A 13,075-nucleotide genomic window follows, 5' to 3' on the forward strand; every position below is an offset into this window, starting at 1 on the left:
TCGCTGGTAATCGTAGCTCCTCGTTCGCTAGATCACCTTAACCAGAAGCCGAACGAAAGAAAATTCCCCAAGGAAATCAAAGGCAGCCGCACACGCCAGCCCAAACGCGAAAGGCTAGACTCTGAACTATCGCGTGCCCCAACTCTGTCGGGCTAGGCCTTCTCACGCACTGGCCCGTTCAGCTCGGAAGGTGATCGAAGTCCTTGGTCGCATGGGCGACAAATGGACGGTGCTTGCCATTGCCATGCTGGTGGAGCGGCCGCGGCGCTTCAATGAATTGAAGCGGATGATCGGCGGGGTTTCCCAGCAGATGCTGACCCGAACCCTGAAGGCCTTGAAACGTGAGGGAATGCTGACGAGAACGGTCTATCCGACCATACCGCCCCAGGTCGAATATGGCCTGACCGAGCTGGGGCGCTCGCTTTCGGTGCCCGTGACGCATCTTGCGGCATGGGTGGTGGAGCATCTGGGCGAAATCGAAACGCATCGCGCGTCCTACGACGCGGCGGGATAGAGCAATTCTGGGAAATTGAGGCGGTGACGCAGACTATTTTCTGCCTACGCCTCCGATGAGAGGATGCAGCATTGCTCAGGCACAGGCAGCAGCACCGCGTTGCTTCCGGCTGCCATTGGCTCTGACAGGGCGCCATTGGCGACGATGGCACCGGCTGCCGTCTCGCATTGATACTGGTAGGCGCGGCCAAGATAGGTGCGGGTTCCCAAAACCGCGGGCAAGCCGTTGCCTTCGCGCCGAACCGAAAGGCCGTCCGCGCGGGAGCCGAGGACAAAACTGTCGGGAATGGGACCGAAATCATCCTGCGACAACGTGATTCTCGCGCCACCCTCGGCCTCGGCTTGGATCAAAACACCCTCGCGGGCAATGACACGCAAAGGCAGCAGGTTCTCAAAACCGACGAAGCGGGCGACAAAGCTGTTCGCGGGCTTTCGGTACAGGATTTCCGGCGTATCGAGCTGCATGATGCGGCCGGCATTCATGATGGCGACGCGATCGGAGATCGAGAAGGCTTCCTCCTGATCGTGGGTCACGTAAAGCGAGGTCGTGCCATTGGCGCGCTGTAGCTGGCGGATCTCGACGCGCATATCGACCCTGAGCTTGGCATCGAGATTGGAGAGCGGCTCGTCGAACATCAGGAGCGGCGGTTCGATGACGAGGGCGCGGGCGAGTGCGACGCGTTGTTTCTGGCCGCCGGAGAGGGCGCCGGGCAGGCGGTCGCCGAGGCCGGAAAGGCCGACGCGATCCAGCATGGCGGCGGCCTTCGTAAGGCGCTCCTTCGTCGGCAGGCGGCGCTGCTTGAGGCCGAAGGCGACGTTCTCGAGCACGGTCAGATGCGGAAACAGCGCGTAGTTCTGAAACACGAGGCCGATATCGCGGGCATGCGCCGGCAGCGTCGTCAGGTCGCGCTCACCGAGCTTGATCGTGCCGCTCGTCGGCTGCAGGAAGCCGGCGACGAGCCGCAGGGTCGTCGTCTTGCCGCAGCCGCTCGAGCCGAGAAGCGAGACCAGTTCGCCGGCGGCGACTGAAAGGGACAGGTCCTGCAACACGGCCGTCTTGCCGTAATGGGCGCTGATGGAATTGATAGAAAGCGATACGGTCACGGGCGGCTACTTTGTCAGGAAGGTGAGGCCCAGGGTCGCTTCGACGATCGCCATGACGGCGACGGTGACGAGCATCAGCAGCACGGAAACCGAGGCGATGGTCGGGTCGAAGAATTGTTCCATATGGGCAAGGATCTGGATCGGGAGGGTGGAAATGCCTGGGCCTGTCAGGAAGACCGAGACTGAGACATCGTTGATCGAGGTGATGAAAGCGAGGATGAAGGCGGCGATGACACCGGCGCGGATATTCGGCAGCACCACGGTCAAAAAGGTCTTCAAGGGCGGGCAGCCGAGGCTGATAGCGGCTTCCTCGATCGAGAAATCGAAGCTCGCGAGGCTAGCGCTGACGACGCGCACCGAATAGGGCAGCACCAGCAGCGCATGGCCTATCAGAAGGCTCGGGAAGATCGGCAGCCCGAGCCCGATGGTGATCGACTTCATCAGCGAGAAGCCGAAGACGATTTCCGGAACGAGGATCGGCAAGACGAAGAGCGTCGAAAGCCAGCGCGGCAGCTCGACCCTGTAACGGCTGATGGCATAGGCCGCGGGAATGCCGATCAATAGAGAGAGCGCGGTTCCGAGGAAGGCAAGCTGCAGGCTGGTGAGTGCCGTGGTGCGGAAGGCCTCGATCTGAAAGATGTTCGAGAACCAGTGCAGCGTCAGGCCCTGCGGCGGGAAGGTGAGATAGGTCGTGTCGCTGAAGGCGGCGCCGATGATGATGACGAGCGGAGCCAGCAGGAACAGGAAGACGAGGGCGGTGAAAGCGGCGAGCGCGGGGTGGACCGTTCTTGTCATGATCACACCGCCATCGGGTTCAGCCGTCGCGCCAGACGGCTCATGATCGCGACAATGCCGATCGTGACCACCACCATGATGGCGGCAATCGTCGAGGCGCCGACCCAATCGAAGGTGACCATGGCGCGCTGATAGAGGAAGGTGCCCATCATCATCTGCTTTTCGCCGCCGAGCAGCTGCGGCGTGGCGTAAGAGGTGAAGCTGCCGGTGAACACAAGCACGGCGCCGACGATGAGGCCGGGCGTCGCCAGCGGCAGGATGACCTGGCGAAAGGTTGCGGCCGGCGTTGCACCGAGCGACGTCGCCGCCTGGATGAGATCCTGCGGGATGCCCTCAAGCACGCCGACAAGCGTCAGGATCATCAAGGGTACGAAGAGATAGACCATGGCGACGATCACCGAGCCCTCGGTGTAGAGCATCGACAACGGCTCGTTGATGACGCCGATCGACATGAGGATGGTGTTGAGAATGCCATTCTTGCCGAGAATGATCAGCCAGGCGAAGGAGCGCACGACCACGCCGGTCAGCAGCGGAAAGACCGCGGCGATGATCATCACGCTTTTGGCCCGGTCCGGCATCTGCGCGATCACATAGGCGGCGATGAAGCCGATAAACAGCGAGATCGCCGTCGTGATCAGCGCAACCTCGATCGTCCTGAACAGCACCGTGCGGCGAAAGCCGCTGGAAAAGAAGGCGACATAGGGGGAGAACACTCCCTTGGGTTCGCCGAAGGTCGCCGCGATCGTAATGATCACCGGAACGAGCAGGAAGAGCGTCACGGCCACGATCGCCGGCGTCGCCAAACCCCATTTCATCAAATGCTTCATCAACTAAATTCCGTGAGAACGCCGCAGGAGTGTGCGGCATGCCCTGTTACATGCCGAAGATCTCGTTCCAGCGGTCGACCCAGTCGGATTGCGCCTCGATCAGCTTCTGATAGTCGATGCGGCTGAGCTTGGCGATCATCTCGGCGCCATAGGTCCAGAGCTTGGCCTTTTCCGGCGGCAGCACGACCTTGGTGGAAACAGGCGCATCGACGCCCTGTTCGGCTTCCGCCTGTTGCACGTCCTTCGACAGGATGAAGTTGATGAACTGGTGGGCAAGCTCGACATTTTCCGAGCCCTTCGGAATATTGACCGTGTTGAGGACGGCGATATCGCCCTCCTTCAGATCGGCCCAGGCCATCGTCGGAACGGCAGCGCGCAGGGATGTCAGAACAAAATCCTGCGTCATCGCCACCTTGGCCTCGCCCGTCGAGATCAGGTTCACCAGCTCGGAGCCGGTATTGTAGTTCTTGACGACATTCGGCTTCAGCGCCTCGATGGCTTCGAACGCCTTGTCGGCATCGGCATAGGGATCGACGCCGGCATGCTTGCCGGCTTGAAGCACCGTCAGCGGACCGCCCGTCGTGGTGATGCCCGGCAGCGAAATGGCGCCCTTCAGGTCATCGCGCCAGAGATCGTTCCAGGAAGTGATCGGCGGATTGACCTTCGCCGTATCGTAGACGATGCCGACGCGGCCGATCGTGTAGGCGGGGCCGTAATTGCCTTGCGGCGCCTTGGCGATATCGTAGAGATCGGCAAGGTTCGGGATCTTGCTGCGGTCGACTTGCTGGAAGAGGCCCTGCTGGATGCCGAGCTGCGAATAGCTGTCCGTGAGATAGATGACGTCGACGCCCTTGCCGCTGCGCAGTTTCAGCTTGTTGAGGCGGTCGGCATTGTTGCCGGTTTCGAAGACGACGTCGCAACCGCAGGTCTTCTTGAAGGGCTCGATGATGTTGGCCTGCATTTTCTCGCCATTATAGCCCCACCATGAAATGGTCAGCGTTTTTGCCTGGGCAAAGGCCGGCATGGCGGTTGCCGCGGCAAGGAGAGCAAATCCCGCGGCGCGGGCAAGGGTGAGGCCTTTCATTCTCGAAATCCTTTTGGTCAATGAAATCGGGCATATGTTTCAAGCTTGCAGGATACTATTTTTCGAGCACTGGCTTTACAAGCCCAACAAATGGGCAGGGTGGCGGTTTTTGCCTTTGATGGGATGAATATGTTGCGTCACGCTGCGACGTCTGGCCATTGCACATCGTTGAGATCTGCGAACTCTTCTCCCTCCTCGGGAGAAGGAGCGGCACAGCAATGCTTTCATTTCACATGCGATTATTCTGCCGGTGGGCCAGGCAGCTTTACACGCGGATCGGTCATCTCTACCCTCAACTGACCGAATATCCTGCAGGCATGCTTTTCATGACATCCCCGAACACAAATCTTCCCGACGATCTGCTTATCAATGCGGCGGACGAAGTGCTGATCCGTCAGGATCTGACGCTGACCGCGCTCGGCCGCCGGCCCGCGGATAGTCTGCTGCGTGTCGGCAAGCTTTTGGATGTGCATAGCCGCACCTGGCTGGACGATCAGGAAATCGTTGTCAAAGGCCGGCGCATCGCCTATGTCGGCCCGGCCGGCAGCTATCAGGGCGAGGTGAGCGAGCGCGTGCACGAGCCGCATCTTGCCGCCGTCCCCGGCTTCGGCGAGGCGCACAAGCATATCGAAAGCTCGCATCTGACACCGGAATGGGAAGCGGCCCTGGTCATGCCGCATGGCGTCACCTGGACCTGCGAGGCGAGCCACGAGTTTTCCAATGTGAACGGCGCCCGCAATCTGGAATTCTGGTTGGAAGCGCGCCGCCGCGGCTCGCCGATGAAGATTTTCCCTCTGCCTGGATCGGCTGTGCCGCCGACCGCTTACGAATGGGGCGGCGGCCATTTCGGCTATGACGAGCAGAAGTCGTTTCTGAGCGAAAGCCTGATGGTGGCCGGGCTCGACGAGGTCATGGATTGGCCGTCCGTCAGCAATCCGGAGAATCCTGCTTATGATCGCCTCTGGGGCATGATCCGGGCCACCTTCGAGCAGCGCGGCGTCGTCGAGGGTCATGGCGCGGGCCTGCGCGATCTGGCGTCGATCAATGCCTTTGCCGGCGCCGGCCTCGCCTCCGATCATGAGGGCTGGTTCCTGGAGGAGATCTGGGAGAAGCTGACGCATGGCCTGTTCATCGAGCTCAGACCGCATTCCCTGCCCGAGGTCATCAAGGGGCTGATCGACAAGGGCCTGTCCGACTGGTCGCAGATCGCCTTCGTCACCGATGATCGCAGCGCCAGCGATACGCTCAAGATCGGGGCTACCGATCATAATGTCCGGCTTGCGATCGAGAACGGACTGGCGCCTGAAATCGCCATTCAATGCGTGACGATCAACCCGGCCCGCCACATGCGGCTGACGCCTTGGGTCGGTTCGATTGCGCCGGGCCGCTTCGCCGATATCGTGCTGCTGGATGACGTGAAAACGCTGGCGATCGCCAAGGTCTGGGCCGATGGCAGGCCGGCAGCCGAAGGCAAGGCTTTCGTCGGCGTTCGCCCCGAGATCGACTGGCCGGAATGGGCGACGCAGACGGTCCGCGTCGATCGAACCGTCGCGGCGGACGATTTTCGCATCGCCGCTCCATCGGAAGCGGCCATAGCCAAGGCTGCGCTGCTGCGGCCATTCCATTGGGCTGATGACTTCATCACCATGGACCTGCCCGTCAGCGATGGCGCCGTCCAGCGCGACCACGATCGCAACGTCACGAAATTCGCGATCGTCGACCGCTTTTCCGGCGAGGCCAAGGTCGCGCGCATGTTCTGGCTGGGCACGGGGCCGCGCACGCCGGATACCGCGCTCGGCGCCACACTCGGTCATGACAAACACAATATCTGGGTCGTCGGCTCCTCCGATGAGGCGATGGCCATGGTCGCGAACGCGCTAAAGGAGCAGCAGGGCGGCTGGGTGCTGGTCTCTGGCGGCAAGGTCATCGCCCGCGTCCGCTATGAAGTCGGCGGTCTGATGACGGCGCGTTCGGCAGAAGAGCTGGATGCGGAGATGCAGGCGCTCTATAAGGCCGGGGCCGAGATCGACTGGATGTATGAGCCAACCTTCTCGCCGCGCTGGTGGCCGGGCTTTCCCGAGCGGCTTTCCTTCGCGACGCTTACCTGCGCGCCCTGGCGTTGGGTTCTGGTCGCTCCTTCCGAAAGGGCGCCGGAAGGCTTTGTCAATGTCGCGACCGGAGAGACGCATCCGATCGTCTGGTAGGGATATCCATTGTCCTTATTCTGAATATCCGCCGCCGCGCCGTTGATCGTTGATGAGCTGCCCTACGGGGTGGATTGCGATCGGAGCTTGACGGTCGAAGCCCGCTACTTAATTATCTATTTGGTTACTTATGTCGAGCCGCGGACCGTGGAAGGGTAGAGCGTACCCATCCGCGCGTCGAGCGAGCGGCAACCGGGCGGAGGAGGCTCTGGTGATTGCAGTTGATAGTGACAGGTCGCGGACAATGTCGGCATTTTCCACACTGGGATGTGCGGAATTCGAATTGAACGAAGCCCTCGGATTGGCCGCGAAACATGGCATTGATGCCATCGAAATCCGCGCCCTTGGCGGCACTGTCGATCTGGTTGCCTATTTCAACGAAAGGTTCGGTTCTCCGGCCGGCCTGGCCAAAGTGTTGCAGGCCTCTCCGATAAGCGTCTGTGCCTTCAATACTTCGCTGCGTCTTGTCGGCGCGACAGCCCAGGCAAAGGAAGAGTTCCTGCGCTATCTTCCATGGGCGGAGGCCGCCGGCGTTCGTTCGCTCCGGGTTTTCGACGGCGGCGAAACCGCCGATAAGGGCGAGCTGGCCGAGGCGCTGGCGACGCTGCAATGGTGGCATGAGACTGCGGAGCGTGAAGGCTTTCATGCCGCTATGGTCATCGAGACACATGATTTCCTTGCGCTGCCGGACGCTATTCCACGCTTCCTTGAAATAGCGCCCGATTGCGCGCTTATCTGGGATACGCATCATACTTGGCGCAAGGGCGGACAAGATCCCGTCGAGACCTGGAAGCAGGTTCGGCGCAACACGCACCATCTCCACATCAAGGACAGCGTTTCGAGGCCGGGGCCGAGGCTGCCCTATAGTTATGTGCTGCCTGGTACCGGCGAGTTCCCGATGGCGGCCCTGCGTTCAGCGCTCGATGCCGATGGTTATGCCGGTATCAAGAGTCTGGAGTGGGAAAGATTGTGGCATCAGGATCTGCCGCCTCTGGATTTGGCGCTGCAGGCGGCGCGGCAAAGTGGCTGGTGGCCCCAGATGGCAAGTGGTGAATAATTGTTGAAGAGCATTAATATTTTAGTTTAGTTGTACGGGAGAAGGCTGCGCGGAGATTGACTTTTGCAGCGCTAGTTAATTAGTGTATTAGCAATTATTAAATAACTATCTCGTAGGCATGTCCATGCTGGGTTGACTACGGTCTTCGGCGCAATATTTCCAGCTCGATGAAGGGGGCCTCAATGATTGAGGTTTGAGGGTGTCTGGAAGATGGAAGAGGCGGATTATAGACACCGGAATCCGATGTTTCGGAGCGAAGCGCGCCGTTCATCACCCGCTGTTTTCTGCTGCTGGATATTTCCCGATCGCCGCGTCGCCCCGAAGGGGAAGTCCGATGAACGGTAGTGCGAGCCGCGAGGAGGAGGGGCATGGAGCCCTGATCTTGAAGGCGATCGCCGAAGGCGGTCTGGGTTTTGCGGCGCAATGGATTCATGATGCCGGAAATGTCGGCAAGGTGTTCTACGCGGAAAGTCTGGCGCGCGTAACGGACTCGGACGGCACCGTGCACACGGCCGGCACCTTCGTCTCGCTGCTCGAGCGGCAGGATCGCTGGTTCGATCTCGATCTGCGTATTCTGGATATGGTGCTGTCCGATCTGACTGCGGATAAGGCGCTGGTTCTCGGTTTCAACCTATCCGCCACCAGCCTGTCGCACTCCGATCGGTTCGCCGATGTATTCGGCCGAATCAGCCGCCGCCCGGAGCTTGCTTCGCGCCTCATCATCGAAGTCACCGAAAGCTATCCCGTGGTTGGCGCATCCATCGAGCGCATGAAGATGATCCGTGATCTCGGCTGTCGTATCGCCATTGACGATTTCGGGTCGGGTTTTGCCACGCCGGCATCGCTGTTGCAGGTGCCTGCCGATATCATCAAGATCGATGCAGCCTTCGTGTGGGATAACAGGCGAGGCCGCGACGGAAGCGATAGCCTCTCCCATCTCGTCGGTTTTGCCGCCTGCTTTGCTCCCTTTGTCGTCGTCGAGGGTATCGAAACCAGTTCCCAGCTCGATGTAGCGCGGGAAGCGGGCGCAACGCATGTACAGGGCTTCCTGCTGTCGAAGCCGGTTTCCTTGGCGCAGCTCCGGCGCTACAAGCGGAAAGCCGTCTTGCGGGGGGTGGAATGACTGTTCCTACTGTTTTCCCGCCGGATATGACCGCGATCTCCAATCGTTGTGCATGGCGTATGTCTGCCGGTCTTTCGACGAAGCCTGCTATCAGGGCCTTGCAGGTGACGTCATGATGAAGCAGCCGGCTTTCACATCGGCCTATCAGATCTCGGCGGCCCGGGCGGCGAGCGAGCTCAAGACGAAGACACTGTTGCGCGCTTTTGTGAGCCGGCTTCGCATCGTCTTCTCCGGGAGCGGCGAGCTGGCCGCCTCATTCGTCGGCGGAGCCGAGCCGCATGTCCTTATCTGCGATCAGGCGGCCGAAGCGATCGGCCGCGTTAGCATAGATGCCGAGACCGGGCTCTATGTCCTGTGCGAGCTCGGCGGTCATACCGATGACGTCGTCATCGTGACCGCGAGCGAAAATCGATTGATCGAGGAGATCACTCTCCATCTTGGCGATGGCCGTTTGCTGCAGGGAGCGGTCGATACCGCCGTCGGTAGTCTTGTCGGCCAGACGATGGAGGATGTCGAGCGCAAGCTTATTCTTCAGACGCTGCAGCATTGCGGCGGAGATCCCACTCATACGGCGTTCATGCTCGGCATGCCGCTCGTCACTCTTTGCAACAAGCTGGCGGTCTACTTCTCGGACTCCGCCGGCGAACTGCCGCAGACCGCTGCGGATATGGGATACGGAGCGAAAAGCTACCGGCTATGATTGCGCCCGCATTGCATGCGGACGCATTGTGCCCCGGTTACCAAACCGGGATCGCGCTCCTGGAACAGGGCGCAAATCGAAACGGCGCGCTGCCCGGCTGCGGGTATCGCGCATGATGCAATTCGAGCGGGGCGGCGCGCGAGGAACCAAATGAGATCCGGGAAAAGATCATGGATTCTTTCAGCGAGAGAAAAGACCCTGTACCCCAGAAGACACCTGCTTTGTTCGATGGCTGCGTGAAGATCGTTTCGGCCTATGTCAGCCACAATGCCATCCCTGTTCACAGTCTCCCCAGGCTTATCAAGGATATTCACGAGGCGCTGCAGACATTGGATGGGTCGGCTTCGATCGTCGATCGAAGCAATCTGGTGCCGGCGGTGGATTTGAAGAAATCGGTGACAAGCGACTACATCGTCTGCCTCGAAGACGGCAAACGCTTCAAGACGTTGAAGCGCCATTTGCGCGTGCATTATGGCATGACGCCTGAGGAGTACAGACAGAAATGGGGACTTGCTCCCAACTATCCGATGGTGGCGCAGAATTACGCCAACCGTCGTTCGGAGCTTGCCAAGATTTCCGGCCTCGGTGCGAATGGCAGCAAGAGGGAACGCGTCGGCTGAAGCAATTCGGAAACAGGCGCCTCATGCGTTCCCGACGGGTATGACTTCGACGCTTCGTGGGAATGCGGGCGGATATTCGCGAGCGCTTTATATGCGTTTTGCGCCGCTTGCCGCCGTGCCGTGTCTGCTGGCGGATTGCCGCAAATGAGATGGCGCCCTGCAAGGGGCGCCATTGCCTTATCGGGAATGTCCGGCATCTTTATCGGCGACGACTAGAAGACCTGGCGCAGCACGATGAACAGCACGAAGGCAAGGGCGATCGAGGCCGGCAGCGTCAGGATCCAGGCCATCAGCATGTTGCGCACGGTCGACCATTGCAGGCCGGAACCGTTGGCGGCCATGGTACCGGCGACGCCGGAGGACAGGACGTGCGTGGTCGAAACCGGCAGGCCGAGATGGTCGGCGGCACCGATCGTCAGCATGGCGACGACTTCGGCGGCAGCACCCTGGCCATAGGTCAGGTGCGTCTTGCCGATCTTTTCGCCGACAGTGACAACGATGCGCTTCCAGCCGACCATGGTGCCGAGGCCGAGTGCCAAGGCGACGGCAACCTTCACCCAGAGCGGGATGAACTTGGTCGCGTGATCGACGGCGGCGTGATAGTTCGTGACAGCCTTCAGGTCGTCGGCGTTCATCGGCAGCAGCTTCTGCTTGTCGATCAGCTTCAGCGATTCACCGATCAGGTAGATGTCGTTACGAACGTTGCTGACGAGCCCGTTCGGCAGCTTTTCGACGCTCGGATAAGCGGCGATCTCGGCGCTGGTCGAGTGGATGTAGGCTTGCAGCGCCGGCGTGGTCGCATCCGACCAGGTCTTGGTCTTGACGGCATCGCTGACGGCAGCCTTCGGATCGGCCGGAGCGGCAACGCCGGGCTTCACGTACTTGCCAAGCACGGTCTCGACCTGCGTTGAGGCAGCCTTGTACGCTTCGAGATAGTTGACATCGGGCGTGCGGTTCAGCGCAAAGGCGGTCGGCACGAGGCCGATGAGGATAAGCATGATGAGGCCCATGCCCTTCTGGCCGTCGTTCGAGCCGTGGGCGAAGCTGACGCCGGTGCAGGTGAAGATCAGCAGGCCGCGGATCCAGGCCGGCGGCGGCGCATTGCCCTTCGGCGCTTCATAGAGTTCCTTGTTGCGGATCAGCACCTTGGCGACCAGCAGCAATATTGCAGCCATTGCAAAGCCGATGATCGGCGACAGGAGCAGCGACATGCCGACGCTGCTTGCCTGCGACCAGTCGACACCGCTGGTGGCGGAGCCGGCGGGTGCCAGGAACTGGTTGGCGAGACCGACGCCGATGATGGAGCCGACGAGCGTGTGCGAGCTCGATGCCGGCAGGCCCAGATACCAGGTGCCGAGGTTCCAGATGATGGCGGCCGTCAACAGGGCGAAGACCATCGCGAGACCGGAGCCGGAGCCGACCTGCAGGATCAGTTCGACTGGCAGCAGCGCCAGAATGCCGAAGGCGACGGCGCCTGAAGAGGTGAGAACGCCGAGGAAGTTGAAGAAGCCCGACCAGATGACGGCGAATTCCGCTGGCAGCGACCGCGTATAGATGACGGTTGCCACGGCATTGGCCGTGTCATGGAAGCCGTTGACGAATTCGAAGCCGAGCGCGATCAGCAGCGCCAGGCCGAGCAGGATCCACGGAACAGCGGCGGCTTCGGCGAGGTCGCTGCCAAGGGCATAGCCGACATAGGCAAGGCCGGCCAGCACGATGACACCGAAGATCGGCAGAAACCATTTTGCCGAACTGCCGGCGCCGTGAATTGGATGGTTGGCATTGCCACCCTCCGAAGTGTTTGAAGCGAGGTCGACCATCCCAAACTCCTTTATGGCAATTGATATCGTCGGTGTAAGCCTCCTTCATGAAACTCTCGTGACGCGCGAGTAGGTTGCGGCTGGCTGCAAATGCCGGCAACAGTATGCTTTTTTCGGCTGCGGACATACGTTTGGCCCGATCTTGATTTCGCCGTCAAATGGCCTTTTTCGGTTCAGCCGGCGTTCATACCTCGGGGGGTTAAATCCCGCATGTAAGGGACTTGGATAGAGGGCCATCAAAATGAGATCGTCCGTGATTGCCATCGCTGCCTTGTTCGGCAGCCTGGTTGTATCTTCGGCAGAGGCAATGCCTATCCCAGCCGTTGGGACAGCGGCCTCAGTGCCGATCGTGAAAGTTGACTATGCCTGCGGTCGTGGCTGGCACCTGACGCGCTGGGGCGAATGCCGCCCGAATCGCTGGGGCCCGCCGCCTCGGCGCTGGGGTTACTACAGGCCGCCACCGCCGCCACCATGGGGCTGGCACGGCCATCGCCATCATCGCGACGGTTGGCGCGATGACCGTTGGCGTGATCGCCCGCGTTACTGGTAAGATCAAAACACCGCCGCGCTTTGCGGCGGTGTTTTGTTTAAGAGTGGGTTTGAGGTCGCAACGCGTGCGCTGCGAGCCATAGCCCCGCAAGAACGAGCAGGCTGGCCGATAAAATCGCGGCAAGGCTTTTCGCATGAAGCGCGATATCGGCAAGTTTCGGCCGGATGAGATCGGCCGTATTGAAGCTCTCGCCGCTGAATTTGCACAGGACGAGCGAGAGGTTGTTGCGCACGAGTGTCGCGTCGATATCGGAGACGAGATCGTCGACCGATGCTTTCTCCACTCTCATGACACGCATCTGCAGCAGCACCGCCTCCGCTGCGGCGAGGTAGGCATGGGAGCATTCGTTGAACGGACTCTCCTCGTCGCTGATGCTGCCCGGCATCAGGCCCCATAGGCAATAGGCGCGCTGGATCTGCGCGAAGTTCAAGAGGCGGCGGAAGGTTTCGTCGGTATCCGATGTGCTCTCGGCAAGCGAGACGATCCGCCCGTAATAGGGAGCGATCACAGCCATTTCGCCATGGGTGAGGCCAGGGATCGGGATGCCGGCCTGGCTGCCGGAGGAACCACCGCCATGCGCGGCAACCGAAGCCGGCCAACAACCCGACAGTATCAGCCAGAAGATTGCAAACAGGACGCCGCCTGGATAGAGGCATCCCCCGCGCATGTTGCCATGCG

General features: G+C 60.7%; 13 protein-coding genes. 7 read left to right on the forward strand and 6 right to left on the reverse strand.

Annotation, left to right across the window (positions count from 1 at the left end; genetic code table 11):
* Positions 1-211 precede the first annotated feature (211 nt).
* Complete coding sequence (locus GA0061103_RS20480; protein ID WP_092714456.1) at positions 212-514, forward strand: winged helix-turn-helix transcriptional regulator; 303 nt, start codon at positions 212-214, stop codon at positions 512-514.
* Between the two features lie 44 nt (positions 515-558).
* On the opposite strand, the gene GA0061103_RS20485 is transcribed toward GA0061103_RS20480, so the two are convergent.
* From GA0061103_RS20485 to GA0061103_RS20500, 4 genes are read right to left on the reverse strand one after another with little or no spacing between them, the layout of a single operon-like run.
* On the reverse strand, positions 559-1,617 hold the full coding sequence (locus tag GA0061103_RS20485; protein WP_092714458.1) for an ABC transporter ATP-binding protein: 1,059 nt from the start codon (positions 1,615-1,617) through the stop codon (positions 559-561).
* Positions 1,618-1,623: 6 nt separating this feature from the next.
* Positions 1,624-2,415: an ABC transporter permease gene (locus GA0061103_RS20490; RefSeq protein WP_092715141.1), complete on the reverse strand. Its 792-nt coding sequence runs from the start codon at positions 2,413-2,415 to the stop codon at positions 1,624-1,626.
* On the reverse strand, positions 2,415-3,239 hold the full coding sequence (locus tag GA0061103_RS20495) for an ABC transporter permease (protein WP_092714460.1): 825 nt from the start codon (positions 3,237-3,239) through the stop codon (positions 2,415-2,417). The genes GA0061103_RS20490 and GA0061103_RS20495 overlap by 1 nt, the downstream gene beginning before the upstream one ends.
* A gap of 46 nt (positions 3,240-3,285) precedes the next feature.
* Positions 3,286-4,323: an ABC transporter substrate-binding protein gene (locus GA0061103_RS20500; RefSeq protein ID WP_092714462.1), complete on the reverse strand. Its 1,038-nt coding sequence runs from the start codon at positions 4,321-4,323 to the stop codon at positions 3,286-3,288.
* Positions 4,324-4,649: 326 nt separating this feature from the next.
* Between GA0061103_RS20500 and GA0061103_RS20505 the strand changes: the two genes are divergently transcribed.
* The 5 genes from GA0061103_RS20505 to GA0061103_RS20525 all read left to right on the forward strand — a co-directional run bounded on the left by GA0061103_RS20505 (position 4,650) and on the right by GA0061103_RS20525 (position 10,027).
* On the forward strand, positions 4,650-6,527 hold the full coding sequence (locus tag GA0061103_RS20505; protein ID WP_092715143.1) for an adenine deaminase: 1,878 nt from the start codon (positions 4,650-4,652) through the stop codon (positions 6,525-6,527).
* Positions 6,528-6,771: 244 nt separating this feature from the next.
* A complete protein-coding gene (locus GA0061103_RS20510) occupies positions 6,772-7,584 on the forward strand; it encodes a sugar phosphate isomerase/epimerase family protein (protein WP_092714463.1) in 813 nt (270 codons plus the stop codon).
* Positions 7,585-7,918: 334 nt separating this feature from the next.
* Positions 7,919-8,707: an EAL domain-containing protein gene (locus tag GA0061103_RS20515; RefSeq protein WP_092714465.1), complete on the forward strand. Its 789-nt coding sequence runs from the start codon at positions 7,919-7,921 to the stop codon at positions 8,705-8,707.
* A gap of 112 nt (positions 8,708-8,819) precedes the next feature.
* Positions 8,820-9,407: a helix-turn-helix domain-containing protein gene (locus tag GA0061103_RS20520; protein WP_208603540.1), complete on the forward strand. Its 588-nt coding sequence runs from the start codon at positions 8,820-8,822 to the stop codon at positions 9,405-9,407.
* A 170-nt stretch (positions 9,408-9,577) separates the two neighbouring features.
* A complete protein-coding gene (locus GA0061103_RS20525; RefSeq protein ID WP_092714467.1) occupies positions 9,578-10,027 on the forward strand; it encodes a Ros/MucR family transcriptional regulator in 450 nt (149 codons plus the stop codon).
* 212 nt (positions 10,028-10,239) lie between these two features.
* Here GA0061103_RS20525 and GA0061103_RS20530 read toward each other — a convergent pair whose 3' ends face one another.
* Positions 10,240-11,847 (reverse strand): inorganic phosphate transporter, encoded by a 1,608-nt coding sequence (locus tag GA0061103_RS20530; protein WP_092714469.1) that lies wholly within the window; start codon positions 11,845-11,847, stop codon positions 10,240-10,242.
* Between the two features lie 241 nt (positions 11,848-12,088).
* Here GA0061103_RS20530 and GA0061103_RS35430 point away from each other — a divergent pair, with 241 nt between their 5' ends.
* Entirely contained in the window at positions 12,089-12,397 is a 309-nt protein-coding gene (locus tag GA0061103_RS35430; RefSeq protein ID WP_092714470.1) for a GCG_CRPN prefix-to-repeats domain-containing protein, read from the forward strand.
* Positions 12,398-12,434: 37 nt separating this feature from the next.
* On the opposite strand, the gene GA0061103_RS20540 is transcribed toward GA0061103_RS35430, so the two are convergent.
* Entirely contained in the window at positions 12,435-13,064 is a 630-nt protein-coding gene (locus GA0061103_RS20540; protein WP_092715146.1) for a hypothetical protein, read from the reverse strand.
* Between the last annotated feature and the right edge of the window lie 11 nt (positions 13,065-13,075).

Origin of the sequence: Martinezella multihospitum (genome assembly GCF_900094585.1) — a bacterium.
Lineage (GTDB): Bacteria > Pseudomonadota > Alphaproteobacteria > Rhizobiales > Rhizobiaceae > Rhizobium > Rhizobium multihospitium.